The 17,255-nt window shown below is 68.9% G+C and carries 11 protein-coding genes; 7 read left to right on the forward strand and 4 right to left on the reverse strand.

Going from position 1 to position 17,255, the window contains the following annotated elements:
- Window positions 1–19: 19 nt before the first annotated feature.
- Window positions 20–1,024 (forward strand): L,D-transpeptidase, encoded by a 1,005-nt coding sequence (locus tag SOM28_RS17675; RefSeq protein ID WP_221176208.1) that lies wholly within the window; start codon window positions 20–22, stop codon window positions 1,022–1,024.
- 30 nt (window positions 1,025–1,054) lie between these two features.
- On the opposite strand, the gene SOM28_RS17680 is transcribed toward SOM28_RS17675, so the two are convergent.
- The 3 genes from SOM28_RS17680 to SOM28_RS17690 all read right to left on the reverse strand — a co-directional run bounded on the left by SOM28_RS17680 (window position 1,055) and on the right by SOM28_RS17690 (window position 5,883).
- Complete coding sequence (locus tag SOM28_RS17680; protein ID WP_320468900.1) at window positions 1,055–2,524, reverse strand: AcvB/VirJ family lysyl-phosphatidylglycerol hydrolase; 1,470 nt, start codon at window positions 2,522–2,524, stop codon at window positions 1,055–1,057.
- Window positions 2,521–5,142: a bifunctional lysylphosphatidylglycerol flippase/synthetase MprF gene (gene mprF / locus SOM28_RS17685; RefSeq protein WP_320468901.1), complete on the reverse strand. Its 2,622-nt coding sequence runs from the start codon at window positions 5,140–5,142 to the stop codon at window positions 2,521–2,523. The genes SOM28_RS17680 and mprF overlap by 4 nt, the downstream gene beginning before the upstream one ends.
- A gap of 84 nt (window positions 5,143–5,226) precedes the next feature.
- The gene (locus tag SOM28_RS17690; RefSeq protein ID WP_320468902.1) at window positions 5,227–5,883 is read right to left on the reverse strand and encodes a VTT domain-containing protein; all 657 of its coding nucleotides are present in this window, start codon (window positions 5,881–5,883) and stop codon (window positions 5,227–5,229) included.
- Between the two features lie 211 nt (window positions 5,884–6,094).
- Between SOM28_RS17690 and SOM28_RS17695 the strand changes: the two genes are divergently transcribed.
- From SOM28_RS17695 to SOM28_RS17705, 3 genes are all read left to right on the forward strand, one after another.
- Window positions 6,095–7,879, forward strand: a complete 1,785-nt coding sequence (locus tag SOM28_RS17695; RefSeq protein ID WP_320468903.1) for a DUF262 domain-containing protein — start codon at window positions 6,095–6,097, stop codon at window positions 7,877–7,879.
- On the forward strand, window positions 7,876–10,026 hold the full coding sequence (locus SOM28_RS17700) for a DUF262 domain-containing protein (protein ID WP_320468904.1): 2,151 nt from the start codon (window positions 7,876–7,878) through the stop codon (window positions 10,024–10,026). Before SOM28_RS17695 ends, SOM28_RS17700 begins: the two co-directional genes overlap by 4 nt.
- 90 nt (window positions 10,027–10,116) lie before the next feature.
- Window positions 10,117–13,221, forward strand: a complete 3,105-nt coding sequence (locus SOM28_RS17705) for a sensor histidine kinase (RefSeq protein ID WP_320468905.1) — start codon at window positions 10,117–10,119, stop codon at window positions 13,219–13,221.
- A 28-nt stretch (window positions 13,222–13,249) separates the two neighbouring features.
- On the opposite strand, the gene SOM28_RS17710 is transcribed toward SOM28_RS17705, so the two are convergent.
- The gene (locus tag SOM28_RS17710) at window positions 13,250–13,822 is read right to left on the reverse strand and encodes a TetR/AcrR family transcriptional regulator (protein WP_320468906.1); all 573 of its coding nucleotides are present in this window, start codon (window positions 13,820–13,822) and stop codon (window positions 13,250–13,252) included.
- A gap of 246 nt (window positions 13,823–14,068) precedes the next feature.
- Here SOM28_RS17710 and SOM28_RS17715 point away from each other — a divergent pair, with 246 nt between their 5' ends.
- The 3 genes from SOM28_RS17715 (at window position 14,069) to SOM28_RS17725 (ending at window position 17,250) form a co-directional block, all read left to right on the forward strand.
- Complete coding sequence (locus tag SOM28_RS17715; protein ID WP_320468907.1) at window positions 14,069–15,103, forward strand: alpha/beta fold hydrolase; 1,035 nt, start codon at window positions 14,069–14,071, stop codon at window positions 15,101–15,103.
- 117 nt (window positions 15,104–15,220) lie between these two features.
- Window positions 15,221–16,216: a tripartite tricarboxylate transporter substrate-binding protein gene (locus SOM28_RS17720; RefSeq protein ID WP_320468908.1), complete on the forward strand. Its 996-nt coding sequence runs from the start codon at window positions 15,221–15,223 to the stop codon at window positions 16,214–16,216.
- 83 nt (window positions 16,217–16,299) lie between these two features.
- Window positions 16,300–17,250: an alpha/beta fold hydrolase gene (locus SOM28_RS17725; RefSeq protein WP_320468909.1), complete on the forward strand. Its 951-nt coding sequence runs from the start codon at window positions 16,300–16,302 to the stop codon at window positions 17,248–17,250.
- The last annotated feature ends 5 nt before the right edge of the window (window positions 17,251–17,255 follow it).

The following is a 17,255-nucleotide window of genomic DNA, read 5'->3' on the forward strand; positions in this document are numbered from 1 at the left end:
AGAAGGAGTGTTGCCACGTATGTCTCGCCGTCTTCAATCGATCTCGATGTGGTTTCCTGCTGCTTGCCTGGCCCTGGCGGCATGTTGGCCGGCGGGTGTCGCGACTGCGCAGGGGGCGAGCGCGTCTTCTGCGGTCGAACTGGCCAGGCAGGCCGACCGGCTCAAGCCGGGCCAATGGGTATGGGCGCCTCAGATCGCGCCGCGTGGTCCCTTGCTGGTGTTTGTCGACCTGTCCAGGCAGACGGCGACTGTCTACCGCAACGGCGTACGGATCGGTGTCAGCACCGTGTCGAGCGGGAAGGCAGGCCACGCCACCCCGACCGGCGTGTTTACGATCCTGCAGAAGGACGCGAAACATCACTCCAGCACTTACCATAACGCGCCCATGCCTTATCAGCAGCGCCTGACCTGGGACGGCGTCGCGCTGCATGCCGGCGGCCTGCCAGGTTACCCGGAGAGCCACGGCTGTGTACACCTGCCATACGCCTTCGCGCGCGAGCTGTTCGCTGTCACCCAGTACGGCACCACGGTGATCGTCGCTGGCGATGCCCAGCATCCGGTGACGTCGGCGTCGGGCGAGGTTTTGTCGCCCACGTTGTCGGCAAGTCCGCACCCGGGTGACTTCTGGGCCCCTGAGCGCTCGCCGGACGGCCCCGTGACGATCGTGATGTCGCGCAGCGACCAGAGCATGGTCGTATTGCGCAATGGCGTGGAGATTGGTCGCTCGCGCGCAGTGCTGCCAAACGACAATGACAGCACCCATGTGCTGACCCTTGCCGTCGATGCCGCCGGCGCACCGGTGTGGCTGTATGCGGCGGTGAGTGGCCATGCCGACGAGGCTGGGCAGGGGGTGGATGAAACTGTGCGCAACCGCGTCGACATCCCGCCTGAGTTTTACAAGAAGGCGGTCAGCATTTTGTCCCCTGGGGCCACCTTGCTCGTCACCCAGGCACCCCTGTCGAGCGGCGCAACCGGCACCCCGCTCACTGTCCTGCGCGACGACAAAACTTCGAACGATGACTGATTCTGGACTGGCCACTATCCGGGCCGGCGCTTACCGCACCGTTCCCGGCGCCGGCTGCAGGTGCTCGACGATCCGGCGCACCAGCAGCAGGTAGTCGCCGTCGAAGTGGTGTCCGCCGGGCGCCGCGACTGCCGCGACGCGCCGGCCCCTCAGGCGCGGGCAGGGGGAATCGGCTTCCTCGACCCCGTGGATGCAGAGGATGCTGGCGTCGCCCATGCGCGCCACTTCCGGCATGACCGGCATGGTGCGCGCGGCAGACGCGCCAAGCCAGTTCGCGACGTGGAATTCGAAGCTGGCAGTATTGCCCAGGCCGATCAAGGTGATGCTGCGCACGGTGGCGCGCACGTCGGCCGGCAGGCGCGCGTACAGAAAGGGCAGCACGTCGGCGCCGAGCGAGTAGCCTATCAGGAGCACGCGCGAGCGGCGCCATGCGGCGCCATAGCCGCGCACGACGCGCGCCAGATCGCGGGCGGCTGTTTCCGGCGTGCGGGCGCGCCAGAAATAGCGGAGCGAGTCGAAACCGACCACCGGGATGCCGCGCGCCGCCAGCGCCGCCGCCACGTCCTGGTCGAGTCCGGCCCAGCCGCCATCGCCGCTGAGCAGGATGGCGAACAGCTCGTGCGTCGCGGGCGTGGCGCCGGCGGTGGCAGGCACCGCCGTCAGCGGCAAGTCGTCGAGCGCCGGACCCGCGGCGGCCGGCGGCTTGCCCGGTGCGGTCAGCCTGGCATAGGCGGCACGGAACTGCGGCAGCCAGTTGCGCTCGACCGAGAAGCCGTGGCCGACGTTCGGCAGCCAGACGAGGCCCGCATTGCCGGTGCTGGCGACGAATTGCCGGGTCTTGCCGGCATCGCAGACCTGGTCGATATCGCCCTGGAAGGCGATCCAGGGTGTCGCATTGCGCCGCGCCGCGGCGAGCACGATGTTCGAGACGGGCTTCTGTGCCTGTCCGATAGTGTATTCCAGGGCGCCGATGCGGCACGGAGGCCGAGCGAGCTCCAGGTCCGGGCAGAAGCCCAGGCTCAGGGCGCCGCGGAACGTGCCCTTCGGCGCCTGCGTGGCGGTGGCGTAGGCGAGCGTCGCTCCCGATGAATAGCCTACCAGGACCGGCGCGAGGTAGTCGTCGAGCGCCAGGTGGCGCTGCACCGCGTGCGCCAGGCCCTCGAAATCGGCGGCGAAGTTGCGGCACTGGTCTTGCCCGGCGCTGGCGCCGTGCAGATAGCGGCGGATGTCGATGCCCACCACGATGGCGCGCATATCGGTGAGGTGGCGCGCCATCTCGACCACGCCGAGGTTCCAGCCGCCGTCGCCTGAAATGAATAGCGCGGTGCTGGTGGCCTTGCCGGCCGTTGGATATATCGCCACCTCGCCGAACGGGCCGTAGCGCAGCGTGACCGTGGCCGGCTGCGCCGTGGCAGTCGACCATGCCAACGCCAGCAGCAGCGTGGCGCAGAATGCGCGGACGCTGCCCCACCTGCGCCTGTGCTTGCGATAACTGTTCACAGGAAGATCCTCGCATAGCCGCGTGCCGAGAGCGCGGCGATATCGGCAAGCAGGACCGGAAGCAGCTTGCCGCCGGCGTAGGCGATATAGCGCGGCTCCCAGACCGGATGGAATTTTTCCTTGTAGGCGCGCAGGCCCTGGAATTTGTAGATGGACTCTCCATGCCGGTACACAAAGCCGGCCAGCCGGTTCCACAAGGGCGATCCCGCCGAATCCGGCACGCCGGACAGCGGCGCCATGCCGAGATTGAACCAGCGGTAGCCGTGCTCCTGGCCCCACAGGAAGACATGGGTGAGCAAGCCATCCATCAGCCCGCGCGGCGCCGCGTGCATGAAGCGCATCAGGTCGATCGACAGCTCCTCGCCGGTGGGCCCGCACAGCAGGTTGGCGAAGGCCACGATGCGGCCTTCGCGCTCGAGCACCGCCACCGGTTGCCGCGTCAAATAATCATCTGCAAAGAAGCCTAGCGAGAATCCCTTCTCGCCGCCGGCCTTGCCGGCCAGCCAGTCGTCCGACACGGAGCGCAGTTGCGGCAAGATCGCCGGCACCGATTCCGGCGCCACGATCCGGAAATCCACGTGCTCCCGCTTGAGGCGCTGCATCGCCGCCCGCAACTCCTTGAAGCGGCCTCCCGCCAGCGACAATCCCTCCAGGCGGATACGTGCTTCCTCACCGAACTTGGCGAAGGCCAGCCCCAGGTCAGCGTAGCAGTGCAGCTGCTCCGGATGCACCTGGTAGAACACCGGGGTGGCGCCATAGTCATCCGCGCGCTCGACGAAGTCCCGTATCAGCAGCGCGGCGGCGGCCGGCGGGCCGACCGGATCGCCCAGCGCCACCCAGGTCCGGCCACGCACGCCATACATGATGAAGGCCGTGCGCTCGGGGTTGAACAACAATTCCTTGTCGCGCAGCCAGGCCAGGTAGGGCAAGGTCTCGCCCTGCGTGCGGACGATGCGCTCGGCGTCGGCCAGCGCCGCGCCGGACGGCGGTTCGGTGAAGTATGCCAGGGGCCTGAGCAGGCGCGAGATGCCGAAGACGAACAGGACCATGGCGGCGCCCACGCTCGCCCGTAAAAAGCGCGGCGCATCGTCGTGCAGCGCCACCTGCCACCACAGCTCGTTCGAGTAGTCGACGTGGCGGTAGGCGAAGACGCCGATCCACAGCGAGGCGCCGAAGGCGGCGATAATGGCGACAATCCAGCCGGGCGAGAAGCGGGTATCGAACAGGGCCGCGCGCCGCTCGAACAGGCGGCGGCTCGGCACGAATACCAGCAGCAGCAAGGCCAGCAAGGTCGCTTCTTCCCAGTCGCCGGCCTTCAGCAGAGAAGCTGCGATGCCAGCGGCCAGCGCGCCGGCGGCGAGATACCAGGCCAGCCGGATGCGGCGTGCGATCGCCTGCGCCAGCAGCAGCAGGGCCACGCCCACGATGCTGCCGACAAAGTGCGAGGTTTCGAACAGGCCGGGCGGGAACAGGCTTGACAGCCAATGCAGCCGTCCGTGCGCGGACGGCGTGGCGCCCGAGACCAGCAGCAGCAGGCCGGCCATGAAGGTGAACAGCGACAGGATCCTGGGCGCGAGCCGCACCGAGTGCTGGCCCAGCGACTGGCCGAGTTGCCGCAGGCGTGCGCCACGGTGTCGCGTCTCGTCGCCGACCAGCAGCAGCAAGGCCAGGCTCAGCGGAATCAGGTAGTAGACAATGCGATACAGCAGCAGCGCCGCCACGATCTGGTCGGCGCGCAGCCAGGGCGCCAGCAGCAGCGCCACGATGCCGTCGAAGACGCCGAGCCCGCCCGGCACGTGGCTAAGCAGCGCCACCATCTGGGCCGCGAGGAAGGCGCCCAGCACGACGGGGTAGGGCGGCCCATCCGCTGGCAGCAGGGCGTACAGGACGCTGGCCGCCAGCATCCAGTCGGTCATCGACACCAGCAACTGGGCCAGGGTGAGCGGCAGCGGCGGGATCCGCATGTCGAAGCCGCGCACCCGCAGCGGCGACTTGCGTACCAGCGGCAGCAGCAGATAAGCGCCCACCAGCGCCAGGCAGGCCAGGCCGAGCCACTGCGCGCCGCGCTGGGCCAGTGCGCCCTGCAACCAGGCATGCTGGTGCTCAATGAGGGTCCAGCCGCCAAGCGCCAGCAGGCCGAGCCAGTAGGTGATGCCGTTCAGCGCCACGATCCGCGACAGGTCGGCGCCACCCACGCCCCAGCGCGAATAGAAGCGGTGGCGCACGGCCGTCCCCGACAGCAGCGCAAAGCCGACGCTGTTGCTGATCGCGTAGCCGATGAAGGCGGTCAGGGCGATGCGCGCGCGTGCGATGCGCTTGCCGATATAGACGAAAGCGAGCTGGTCGTAACAGCTCAGGACCAGGTAGTTGGCCGCGCAGCACAGCAGGGCCAGCAGCAGGTGCTCCGGGCCGAGACGGGCCAGCGCGGCCTGGAGGTCGCGATAGCGGATCGCTTGCAGTTCGTTATGCAAGACCCAGAATGCCGCGCACAGCAGCACGGCCGCGATTGTCGGCGCCAGCCAGCTTCGCAGCCTGGCCTGCTTGCTGGACATCGGGGCGGAACTCACTTGTGCGGTCCTCTCGGTGCGGCGGATGGCCGCTGCATGCCGGGCTGGCATGCAGTCGCCTTCGTTCGAGCAGCGATGGGGCGCGGTGGTTCCGTGAAGCCGGCTACAAAGCGGCGAGCGCGCCGCAGTAAAGCATCAGGCCTGGCGGTCGGCGCCGGCCCTCGCGCGATGGCGCTCCTGGAGCCAGGCCACGATGCCCGGCACCAGGGACAGCACGATGATGCCCATGATGACCGCCGTCAGGTTGTCGTTGACCCAGGTGATATTACCGAAAGCGAAGCCGGCCAACGTCAGCGACACGACCCACAAGGTACCGCCGGCCACGTTATACGACAGGAAGGTCCGGTAGCGCATGCTGCCCAGCGCGGCGACGAACGGCGCCAGGGTGCGCACGATCGGCACGTAGCGCGCCAGGACGATGGTCTTGGGACCATGGCGCTCGAAGAAGCGCTCGGTGTGGGCGATGTGTTCGGGCTTGATGAAGCGCAGCCGGTAGCCGTGTTTCACCCGGTCGCGGAACAGCGTGCCGATCGCGAAGTTGACGATGTCGCCGACCACCGCCGCGACGATCAGCAGAGGGATCAGGACGGGCAGCGACAGCATGCCTTTCGCCGCCAGCGCGCCGGTCACGAACAGCAGCGAGTCGCCGGGCAGGAAGGGCATCACGACCACGCCGGTCTCGACGAAGATCACGGCGAACAGCAGGACGTAGACGAGGATCTGGTACTCGGCCGCGAGGACGGCCAGGTGGCGGTCGAGGTGGAGGAACCAATCGAGGAGGGTAGTGAGCATAGGGGTTTTCTGGTCTGGTGGTTACGCACGCCCGTCGTTGCCGCGAAGGACGGGGACGACAGTGTAACGCAGGCGCGGCCTGCGAACGCATCCGGCGGCTGCCGGCATTGACACGGCTGAGTCGCTTAAGTAATCTTCATTGCCTTCAATCACTGTGTGGCGCGACGCTGTCGACCTTCGCGGTGCGCGCACGGTCTTTCTTCGATCCGTCATGACAACCACCCATAACTTCGCTCCAGTCACGGTCGGGGAGCTGCTCGGACAGCAGTTCTTCGTGCCGCGTTATCAACGCGGCTACCGCTGGACGCCGCGCCAGGTCCATGAACTGCTGGACGATGTCCTTGCGTTCATCGACAGGCCGAATGGCAGCTTCTATTGCCTGCAACCCGTCGTCGTCCTCAGGAACGGTGAGCGCTGGGACGTCGTCGATGGCCAGCAGAGACTGACGACCCTGTCGCTGATCATGACTTACTTCAACAGCCGGATGCCGGAAGACGAAGCCTGGGATGTATTCGAACTCGACTATGAGACGCGGCCCGAAAGCAGGGCCTACCTGAAACGTCCGCTTGCCGGGGACGAGGGCAAGTATGTCGATTTCGCTTATATTCACGGCGCCTACCAGGCTGTCCGGGACTGGTTTGCCGCTCACCCTACCCGCCGCGGCGAGATCGAATCGGCCCTGCTGAACAAGGTCAAGGTCATCTGGTACCAGCTGGAGAAGAACGAAGATCCGGTCGCCATGTTCATGCGCCTCAACGTGGGCAAGATTCCCCTTACGGGGGCGGAGCTGGTGAAAGGCCTGTTCCTGCGTTCGGGGAACTTCGAGGGCGAGGACGAGCGTATCCGGCATCTGAAACAGACCCGCATCGCGCGCGAGTGGGACGACATCGAACGGCGTCTGCAGGAAGATTCGTTCTGGTACTTCCTGACCAATGAGACACGCACCTCCAACCGGATCGACTTCCTGTTGCGCCTCCATGCGCAGGAGATCGGCGTCGAGGCCATGCCCGACGATCCCTCCTGGCTGTTTCTCGCGTTTAGCAAGCGGCTCAACGATGAAAAGGCCGACGTGATGGCGGAGTGGGCGAACATTCGCCAGCTGTTCCTGCGCCTGGACGAGTGGTACCGGGATCGCGACTTCTATCATCTGGTCGGCTATCTTGCCGCGACCGGACGGCCGCTTTCCAGTCTGCTGGAGCTGGCGGACTGCAATAAGGGCGAGCTGCGCAGGCGGCTCAAGGCGGAGATGCTTCCCCCTGTCGCGAAGGGAGATGTGACGGCGGAAAATATCGCGCCGGCGCTGCAAACCTGGCTGGAAGACCTGGACTACGAGAAGCGCGGGGACCACCGCGCGATCCGACAAGCCCTGCTGCTGTTCAACATCGCCACCTTGCTCGAGAGCGACCGGGTGACCACCAGGTTCCCGTTCGACCTGTTCAAGACCGAGTCATGGGACCTCGAGCATATCCGCTCGGTGCAATCGGCACTGCCGGAATCGCCGGACCGGGCCGCGAAATGGCTGGATAGTTTCCTGGGATATGTCACCGGAACAGAGGATCCTGCGGGCTGGCGCGCTGCCGTGCACGACGCCCCGGTCGGCCAGATCGACGCGCTTTCCATCGACGCGCTGGACATGCGCAATGCGACGCCGTTCCCGATGAAGGAATTTCCTGCCCTGGCACAGAGGATCATCGAGAAATACGATGCCGAACCCGATCGCGAAGCCGACAACACCATCGGCAACCTGACCCTGCTCGATGCCGCCACCAACCGCAGCTACAAGAATGCCGTGTTTCCGATCAAGCGCAAGACCTTGATCGACCTCGACCGTTCCGGCACCTTCGTGCCGGTCTGTACCAAGAATGTTTTCCTTAAATATTACAGCCCGATGATTGACGACATGCTCGTATGGACGGCGGCCGATGCGGCGGCGCACCAGGCTGCCCTGCACACCGCACTGGTGCGCTTCTTCGCTCCCGCGCAGGTGCAGGCATGAGCCGCCAGAATGTGCACACCCTGGCGTCGCTGTTCGGCGAAGTAGGGCGGGTGGAGATCCCCATCGTCCAGCGCGATTACGCGCAGGGACGACCGGAAGAACGGTATGTGCGCGAAGCCTTCCTGGCGGCGCTGGGCGATGCGTTGCGGCGCCCGGACGGCGATCCGGCCGGTCACCTGAACCTCGACTTCGTGTATGGCAGCTACGACGAAAAGTCGGCCACCTTCGCGGTGCTCGACGGCCAGCAGCGCCTGACCACCCTGTTCCTGCTGCATTGGTATTGCTCGCTCAGGGACGACCGGGTTGCCGATTTTCGCGCGCGGTTCTCCAACGGCGGGCAGGCGCGTTTCACATACGCGACGCGCGAGAGCGCGGCGATGTTCTTCGACGCACTGGTGCGCCATGCGTGCGCGCTCCCTGCCGCCGGCCGTAGCCTCGCCACGACGATCCGCGACAGCCAGTGGTTCTTCCTGAACTGGGAATTCGATCCCACCGTGCAGGCTTGCCTCGGCATGCTCGACGCCATCCACGCCGGTTTCCATGGCGATGTCGGATTGTACGCGCGCCTCACGGATGAGCGGCGGATTACCTTCGAGTTCCTGAACCTGCCCGACTTCGGCTTGTCGGATGACCTGTACATCAAGATGAATGCGCGTGGCAAACCCCTGACGCCATTCGAGAATTTCAAGGCGTGGCTGGTTGGCAGGCATGCCGCCGACGCCGCCGCGGCCGCCGAGTTCGACCGCCGGATGGACCAGGAGTGGCTCGAGGTGTTCTGGCAAATGGGGCGCGTCGAATCCGGCGGACCGGCTGCCGACGAGCTGTTCATGCGCTTCTTCTACCTGATGGCGCTGTACGGCGCCTGCCAGGAACGCGGCACGGGAGACAGCGACTGGCTGACCCGCCTGAACCGGCGACAAACGGTCAGCCACGCCGAGTTCGCCCGCCACGACAGCTTCGGTGAGGCTACCCTGGCGCGTGTCTCGACGATGCTCGACTATCTGGCGGGCACGCCGGATCCCGGCGACATGGCGCTGTGCCGCCAGGCGCTGCTGAGAAACGACCTGATGGACGTGGCACGATTCGGCAGCGTGGTCGAAGCCGTGTGCGCCGCGGCCCTGGCCGGGGCGCCTGCGGCGACGGGCGAGGCGCGCCGGCGCTGGAACCGCGTGACCGCAAACCTGATCGGTAATGCGCGCATCGACGACGTATCGACGCTCCAGATGGCGGTACGCGGTACCGCGGCGCTGGCCGCGCATTTCGCCACGCTGTATGAAGATCTCGCCGAGCAGGACCTGCGCCCGGTCGGTTTCGACGGCGCGCAGCTGCAGGAAGAGAAGACCAAGGTGCAGCTGATCCTGCAAGATGGCGGCTGGGAGCCGGCGCTCGAGGCGGCTGAAGCGCATGAGTATTTCCAGGGGCGGGTCGGCTTCCTGCTGGAGATGAGCCGCGACGAGGCGCAGCAGGCCGATATGGCGGCGTTCAAGGTGTACGCCGCACGCGCCGGAACGCTGTTCGCCCGGCAGCTGCGCGAATCGGAGGGCTTGCTGCTGGAGCGTGCGCTGCTCTCGCAGTACGACTACCTGCCCGGCTGGTCGTTCTCGCGCTATTCGTTCTGCCTTCCGGGAGCCAGGTCGTTCCGCGATCGCGGCGACCATTGGCTGCGCGTGGTGGGCGACGCCAGGTTCAAGGATTTCCTCGACGCGCTGGGAAGCGGCGACGCAGAATCCGCGCTCGAGGACATGATCGCCACATCCGCCTGTACCGACTGGCGCCGGCTCATCATTGCCGAGCCGCGCCTGATCGCCTACTGCGGCCAGCGCTTCATCAAGCGGCGCGACGGTCGCATCTACCTGATTTCGAAGGTCAAGTCATCGTCGCGGCATGTCGAACTCTGCACGTACGCGCTGTACCTGGCGCTTGACAAGGCCCAGCAAGCCTGGCCGTTCCCGGCAGGCGCGGTGGACCTCGATTACACGGCGGTCACGGATGGCGAGCCGTCGCTGTCGCTCACGCTCGAGGATGATCTCCAGCTGCGCGTCGTCCACGACCGCGGCGCCTTGCGTTGCTTCGACGGCGAGCGCGAGGTGGCGCCGCCAGCGGCGCTGGCCGACTGGATCGTGCGCTTCGGTCCCGCGGCGGCCTGACCTTTCCTGCGCGCCCAGGCGCAGCACGGGCAGCAGCTTGTCCACCATCCGGCGCATGATTGACCCGGCCCCGATGCTATCATCGGGGCAATGAAAATCCTGCAACATCGCGACGTCGGCCAGGGGCCGGTCCAGGATGGACTGCGCATGCTGGCCGCTCTGGCGCTGCTGCCGGCGATCGCGCTGTCGATCCTGCTGACGCTTGCATCGTCGCCGCCCGTTGCGGCGGCGACCGCGCACGAACATGCCCCCGACCGCCTCGAACACCGGCGCTGGCTGTCTTCCGACGGCGGGCCAAGCCAGGTCGGCGCGATCGCCAACGCCGCCGATGGCTATCTCTGGCTGGGCACCAACGATTCACTGGTACGCTTCGACGGCCTGCGCTTTCGGCGCCACCCGCCCGGCGCGCGCGGGGCGCCGGCCATCGTGTCGTCCTTGCTGGCGCAGGGCGACGCACTGTGGGTCGGCCTGCGCAGCGGCGGCGTGGCCCTGTCCCGTCCCGGGGCAGTCCTCGCGCGCGAGCGCGGACCCGACGCGCCGGCCGGCGTGGTGTACGGCCTGGCGCAAGACCGTAGCCAGGCCATCTGGGTCGCCGCCGAAGACGGCCTGGCGCGGCGGGCGAACGGCGCATGGCGGCGCATCGGCCGCGACCAGGGTTTCGACGAGGCCGGCGCCCGCGCCGTGTTCGTCGACCGCGGCGGCGTGCTGTGGGCCGCCGGCGAACACACGCTGTATTACCTGCGCGACGGCGACCGGCGTTTCACCGACACCGGCCTGCGGGTCGACGGCGTGAGCCAGATCGCGCAGGCGCCCGATGGCGCGCTCTGGCTGGCCGAGCGCCGGGGCAGCCGGGTCCACCGGGTGGTGCTGGAGGGGGGCGCGCTGTCGTCCGGCACGGCGCGGCTCGATGCGCCGGCAACGAGCCTGGCATTCGACGGCGCCGGCGGCCTGTGGCTCGGCACGACCGGCCGCGGCCTGCTCCACGTGGCGCGTCCCGACGGCCTCGCGGCGCTGGCCGGCGCCAGCCGTTTCACGGCCAGGCAGGGCCTGAGCTCGGACTTCGTGTGGCGGCTGCACCTGGACGCCGCCGGCAACCTGTGGGTCGGCACCAATGCAGGCCTGGACCGCTTTCGGCCGCGTATCCTGGCGCCGTCGGCGTTTCCGCCCGATGCGCTGAACGTGGCGCTGGCCGCCGGCCCCGATGGCAGTATGTGGGGCGGACCGGGCAGCGGCTCGGCGCTGCGGCTGCAGGAGGGCCGCATGCAGGCGCTGCCCATGCCGGCGCCGGTGAACAGCGCCATCCGCGACGCCGAAGGCGGCATCTGGATGGCCGGCCCGGCAGGCATCTGGCGCGCGCCCCATCGTGCGCAGCGGCAGCTGGAATTCGTGGCCGACCTGCCTCCCGGCGCCGCCGGCCAGGCGCCGGTGCGGGCAATGGCGCGCGATGGGCAGGGCGTGCTATGGGTCTCGATCAACAAGGTCGGCCTGTTCCGGCTCGAGGCCGGGGGCTGGGCGAAGGTAGCCGGCACGCCGCCTGGCGCCAGCCAGCGCATGCCGGTCAGCGCGCTGGCCGCGCCCGACGGCTGGCTCTGGTTCGGCTATCGCGATGGCTTGCTGGAGGCGCGCCGTGACGGGCGCACGCTGCGCTGGACGCAAGCCGATGGCCTCGGCCACGTCACCGCGCTGGCCCACCATGCGGGACGCAGCTGGGTCGGCGGGCAGCACGGGCTGGCCTGGGTCGAGGCCGGGCGCCTGCGTCGCCTGGCGCTGCCTGGCGACGGCATGTTCGACAATATCTACGCCATCGTCCCCGTCCCCACGGGGGATGGCCGGCAGGCCGACCTGTGGCTGCATGCCAGGGCGGGCATCTTCCAGCTCCCTGCCGCCGAGCTGGCGCACGCGATGGCCAGGCCCGGCCACCGCATCCGCTACCGCTCCTTCGACGCCCTGGGCGGCCTGGCGAACGATCCGCACCAGGTGCTGCCCTTGCCGACCGCCGTGCGCGCCAGCGACGGGCGGCTGTGGTTCTCGACCGGCGGCGGCGTGGTGTCGCTGGATCCGGCGCGCCTGCCGCCGGCCGAACCGGGACCGCCGGTCGAGATCGAGGCGGTCAGCGTCGACGGCGCCAGGCTCGCGCCCGGTGCGCCGCTCAGCCTCGGGTCGGGAGTCCAACGCATCGCCATCGACTACACGGCGCCGAGCCTGGCCGCGCCGGAGCGCCTGAGCTTTCGCTACCGGCTGGACGGCTTCGATACCGACTGGGTGGACGCCGGCCGCGCGCGCCAGGCCATCTATACCGGCCTGGCGCCGGGCGCCTACGCGTTTCGCGTCGTTGCCCTGAACAAGGATGGCGTGCCGAGCCCGCGCGAGGCGGTGCTGCAGTTGCGTGTCGCGCGCGCCTTCTACCGCCATCCGCTGTTCCTGGCGGGAGCGGGCCTGCTGCTGCTGGCGGCCTTGCGGATGGTCTACCGGACCACCGCGCGGCGCGCCGCCGAGCGCGTGCGCGACCGCCTGCAGGAGCGCCACCGCGAACGCGAGCGCATCGCGCGCGAGCTGCACGACACCTTGCTGCAAGGCGTGCATGGGCTGGTGCTGCGTTTCCAGGCGGCGGCCGACATGCTGCCATCCGGGGCCCCCGCCCGGGCGCAGCTGGAACAGGCGCTGGTGCGCGCCGACCAGGTGCTGGTCGAGGGCCGCGACCGCGTGCGCGCGCTGCGCGGCGGTCCGCTCGATACGCGCGAACTGCACGAAGCGCTGGCGGCGGCGGGCGAGGAGCTGGCCGCGCAGTGGGACTGCGGCTTCGCGTTCGCGCTCGACGGGACGGTGCGGCGCCTGCAGCCGGGCATCCTGGACGAGGTCTACCGGATCGGACACGAGGCGCTGCGCAACGCCTTCGCCCATGCCCGGGCGGCGCAGGTGACGGTGGACGTGGCCTACCGGCGCGCCGCCTTCGTGCTGACGGTGGCGGACGATGGCTGCGGCATCGATCCCTCCTGGCTCGCGGGGCACGGCCGGCCCGATCACTGGGGCCTGCGCGGCATGCGCGAACGCGCAGAGCGCATCGGGGCCAGGCTGGAGATCCACGGCGGCGCGGGCCACGGCGGGCGCGGCACGCGGGTCGTTCTCACATTGTCGGCGCGGATTGCTTACCGGGGGCGTCCGTTCTGGCGTCGGGGCTGGCTACGCGGCGCCTGAGCCGTCGAAGCCCGCTCCGCCGGGAGGGTTAACAGGCAAGCCAGGCGAGGATGAGCGAGCACAGCTCGTCTGCGGCGATCCGTTCGGTCATGCGTTCGCGCACCATGGCGTCCGACAGCGCCTCGGCCGCGCCGATGATGGCGATGCAGCGGCGCCGTACAACGTCGCCGGGCAGGCTCGAGACCGGCGCCAGGGCGGCGTGGAAGAAGTCGGCATAGCCGTCGAGCATCTGCTGCTGGCAAGCCAGCATCTGGGCATCGCCGCGCATTGCGGCGCCGATCGCATGCCATTCCGGCCCGAGCGCCACGTGGCAGGCCATGTAGGCGTCCGACACGACGCGGGCGACGTCGGGCAGGGTGGACGACGTTGCTGCGAGCACCGCCGCGACCGCGGCCAGGCGGCGCTCGTTGATCTCACGATACAGGGCGATCAGCAGGCCCGAACGGGTCTCGAAATGGCTGTAGGCGATCGGCTTGCTCACGCCGGCATGGCGGGCCAGCTCGCCCAGGGTCAGCGCATCGGTGCCGCATTCGCGCACGATGGCGTGCGCATGATCGAGCAGCTGGGCCCTGCGGTTGGCCCTCGGTAACTTGTTCGTCAACTATTGTCCTTCGCTTGACGGCATAAGCAGCGCGCGTATAGTTGCTGCCAACGGTTACTACCGATGGTAACTTACCATTGGTAGCTAACACGCCGGCATGGCGCGCGTTGTTCTCGCGGGTATTGTGACAGAAAGTGCGCGCCCCGCCGACCCTATGAACGGAGGCCAGCCATGTCGTCGATGTCACGCAAACTTGATTCTTCAGCGCCGCAGTCCGGTGCGCCGCCTTCCCGCACCAGAAGATCGGTGCTGCTGGCGTCCTCCGTGGCGGGCCTGGGCCTGGCCGCTCCAGCCCTGGCGGCGCTCCAGCGTCCCGCTGCGCAGCCTCTGCGCCGGCACAGGCTGAGCATCAACGGCGGATCGTTCAACGTACTCGAGCAGGGCGAGGGGCCGGCGGTGCTGTTCTGCCACGGCTTTCCCGATACCGCCGAGACGTGGCGCAGCCAGATGCGCGCCGTGGCCGGGGCGGGCTACCGCGCGCTGGCGCTCGACATGCGTGGCTTCGGCGAGAGCTTTGCGCCGCCGGATGCCAGCCAGTACACCTCGCTGCACATCGTCGGCGACCTGGTCGGCGTGCTGGACGCCCTGAAGATCGACCGCGCGGTCATCGTCGGCCACGACTGGGGCGCCGACCATGCCCAGCGCGCGGCCCTGCTGCGGCCCGACCGTTTCCACGCCCTGGTCAGCATCAGCATCCCGTACGCGCCGCGCGGCGACGTCGATACCTGGAGCGACTTGCGCAACAAGGGGCTGGGCGAACGCTACTATGCGCTGGACTGGATCAAGCCCGGGCGCGAGACCCTGTTCGCGCCCGCATCGCAATCGATCCCCGCGATTCTGTACTGGCCATCGGCCAGCCCGCCGCCCGGACAGCGCTGGGATCCGGTCGATCCGGCGCGCGGCATGCTGCGCCCGGCGCCGGTGGCCGCGCCGCCGTGGGCCGATCCGGCCTATGTGCGGCACACGGTGCGCGCCTTCGAGAAGAGCGGCTTTCGCGGCGGCTTGAATTACTACCGTGCCTTGCCCCTCAGTTTCGACCTGATGCCGGCCTTCAAGCAGGCCGTCATCCGCCAGCCCTCGCTGTATGTCTGGGGCGCGGCCGACGGCCTGTGCCGGTTTTTCCACCCGACGACGCCGTCGCTGGAGGAGCTGAGGCGCTTCCAGCCGCGGTTGGTAAAGCAGGTGCGGCTGGAAGACGTCGGCCACTGGGTCCAGCACGAGGCGGCGCAGCGCCTGAACGAGGAACTCATCGGCTTTCTCAAAGGGCTGGACGCGGGCTGATACCCACGCTGTGCACGGCCGCCGCGGGCGATGAAGAAGCGGTGCCCGGCCATTGGAAGGAGGGCGCCGCCGGTCCCGATCTGCTATCGTCGCCGGCATCGAAGGAAAGGAATCCGGATGCATTCCAGCGCGACGCGCACCTACTCGCCCCTGTTCCTGGTCCTGCCCCTGCTTGGGCTGGCCCTGGCATGGCCCGCCGCGGCGCATGCTGCCCCGGCCGACGCGCAGCCGCTGCACATGATCGTGCCGCTCGCCCCCGGGACCACAGCCGACCTCGCGGCGCGCCTCTTCGGCCGCCATTTTTCACGGGCGCTGGGGCGACCGGTGGTGGTCGAGAACCAGCCCGCCGCCTCCGGTGTGCCGGCCACTGCGCAGATCGTGCGCGGGGCCAGGGATGGATCGGTGCTGGGCATGGTCGCCTCGAACCACGTCATCAACCGCGCGATGGGCAAGGCGCTGCCGTTCGATCCGCTCACCGGCGTGGCGCCGATCACCGTGATCGGCAGCTTTCCGCTGGTGCTGGTGGCGGTTCCCTCCTTGCCGGTGGCAGGCGCGCAGGACCTGATCGCGCTGGCCAGGGCGCGGCCGGGCGTGCTCAACTACGGTTCCGGCGGCACCGGCAGCCTGCTGCACCTGGCCGTCGAACTGCTGCGCGCCGAGGCGGGCGGCTTCGACGTCCAGCACGTGCCCTATAACGGCACAGCGCAGATGACGGCCGACCTGCTGCGCCAGCAGGTGCAGTTCGGCTTCCTGTCGGTGACGGTGGCGACGCCCCTGATCCGCAGCGGCAAGCTGCGCGCGCTGGGCGTGTCGACCCGGGAGCGCTCGGCCCTTCTACCGGGCGTGCCGACGCTGGCCGAGCAGGGCTTGCCGGGCTACAGCTTCGATGCCTGGCTGGCGCTGGTGGCGCCGGCCGGCCTCCCGCCACAGCTGGTGGCGCGCTACCATGCGCTGGCCCAGGAGGCACTGGCGTCGACCGAGGTCCGGGATGCCCTGGCGCGGCAGGGGATGACGTTCATCGGCAACAGCCCGGCGCAGGCGGCCGCCTTCCTGGCGTCCGAACTGGACAAGCACATGGCGCTGGTCAGGCAGTCCGGCGCGGCGCTGGAGTAGCGGGACTATCGTGCATCCGGTCGGGACGGCGCAGCGTAACTATCCGGGAACGCTGCACCCCTCCCACTTCCATGGAAAGCACGATGAACAAGCCATCCCGACACGTCGCTCACGCCAATGAGGCCGCGCACCCGGTCCTGTTGTATTCCTGCCTGAGCGCCCTCACGACCCTGCTGGCGGCGCTGCTGCTGGCTGCCGCCAGCGCCAGCGCGAGCGCACAGACCGACGCCAGCGCGACTACGAGCGTCCGTCCGCCGCGCTACGAAACCCTGCCCGCGGTGCCGCCGCTACCGGCGCTGGCCGAGCAGGGCCACGTGGAGCACGCCGGCGCGCGCATCTGGTATGGCATCGTGGGCCATGGCTCGCCGGTGATCCTGCTGCATGGCGGCCGCGCCAGCAGCCTGACCTGGGGCCACCAGGTGCGCGCGCTGGTGGCGCGCAAGCACCGCGTGATCCTGGTCGACAGCCGCGGCCACGGCCGCAGCACCCTGGGCGAGCAGCCGCTGTCGTATGCCTTGATGGCGCAGGACGTCGCGGCGGTGATGGACCGGCTCAAGCTGCGCCGCGCCGCGGTGGCCGGCTGGAGCGACGGCGCCATCGTCGGCCTGGAGCTGTCGATGCGCCAGCCGCAGCGCGTGAGCCGGCTGTTCGCCTTCGGGCCCAACGTCAACCGGCGCCACATCGAGGCGCCGCTGCCATCGCCGGTGCTGCCGCTGATCGGTCCGCGCCTGCGCGCCGACTACGAGGCGATCGCTCCCGACCCGCAGGGCTTCATGCGCCTGGGGGACGCGGTGGCGGCGATGCAGGCGAAGGAGCCTGACTACACCGACGCCCAGCTGGCGGCGCTGCGCGGGCCGGCGATCGCGATCGCGGCGGCCGACCACGACGAATTCATCACCATGCGCCACTTCAAGTACGCGGCCGCCGCCATTCCCGACGCGCGCCTGCTCGTGCTGCGCAAGGTCAGCCACTTCGCGCCGTGGCAGGATCCGGCCGGCTTCAACGAAACCCTGCTCGACTTCCTCAATCACTGATGCTG

The sequence above is a fragment of the Massilia sp. CFBP9026 genome (assembly GCF_034045165.1).
Lineage (GTDB): Bacteria > Pseudomonadota > Gammaproteobacteria > Burkholderiales > Burkholderiaceae_D > Telluria > Telluria arenae.

Bases quoted from the DNA above. Each gene is read 5' to 3' on its own strand.
- SOM28_RS17675 (WP_221176208.1), top strand. From the start codon at position 20: ATGTCTCGCCGTCTTCAATCGATCTCGATGTGGTTTCCTGCTGCTTGC.
- mprF (WP_320468901.1), bottom strand. From the start codon at position 5,142: ATGCCAGCCCGGCATGCAGCGGCCATCCGCCGCACCGAGAGGACCGCA.
- SOM28_RS17690 (WP_320468902.1), bottom strand. From the start codon at position 5,883: ATGCTCACTACCCTCCTCGATTGGTTCCTCCACCTCGACCGCCACCTG.
- SOM28_RS17695 (WP_320468903.1), top strand. From the start codon at position 6,095: ATGACAACCACCCATAACTTCGCTCCAGTCACGGTCGGGGAGCTGCTC.
- SOM28_RS17700 (WP_320468904.1), top strand. From the start codon at position 7,876: ATGAGCCGCCAGAATGTGCACACCCTGGCGTCGCTGTTCGGCGAAGTA.
- SOM28_RS17705 (WP_320468905.1), top strand. From the start codon at position 10,117: ATGAAAATCCTGCAACATCGCGACGTCGGCCAGGGGCCGGTCCAGGAT.
- SOM28_RS17720 (WP_320468908.1), top strand. From the start codon at position 15,221: ATGCATTCCAGCGCGACGCGCACCTACTCGCCCCTGTTCCTGGTCCTG.
- SOM28_RS17725 (WP_320468909.1), top strand. From the start codon at position 16,300: ATGAACAAGCCATCCCGACACGTCGCTCACGCCAATGAGGCCGCGCAC.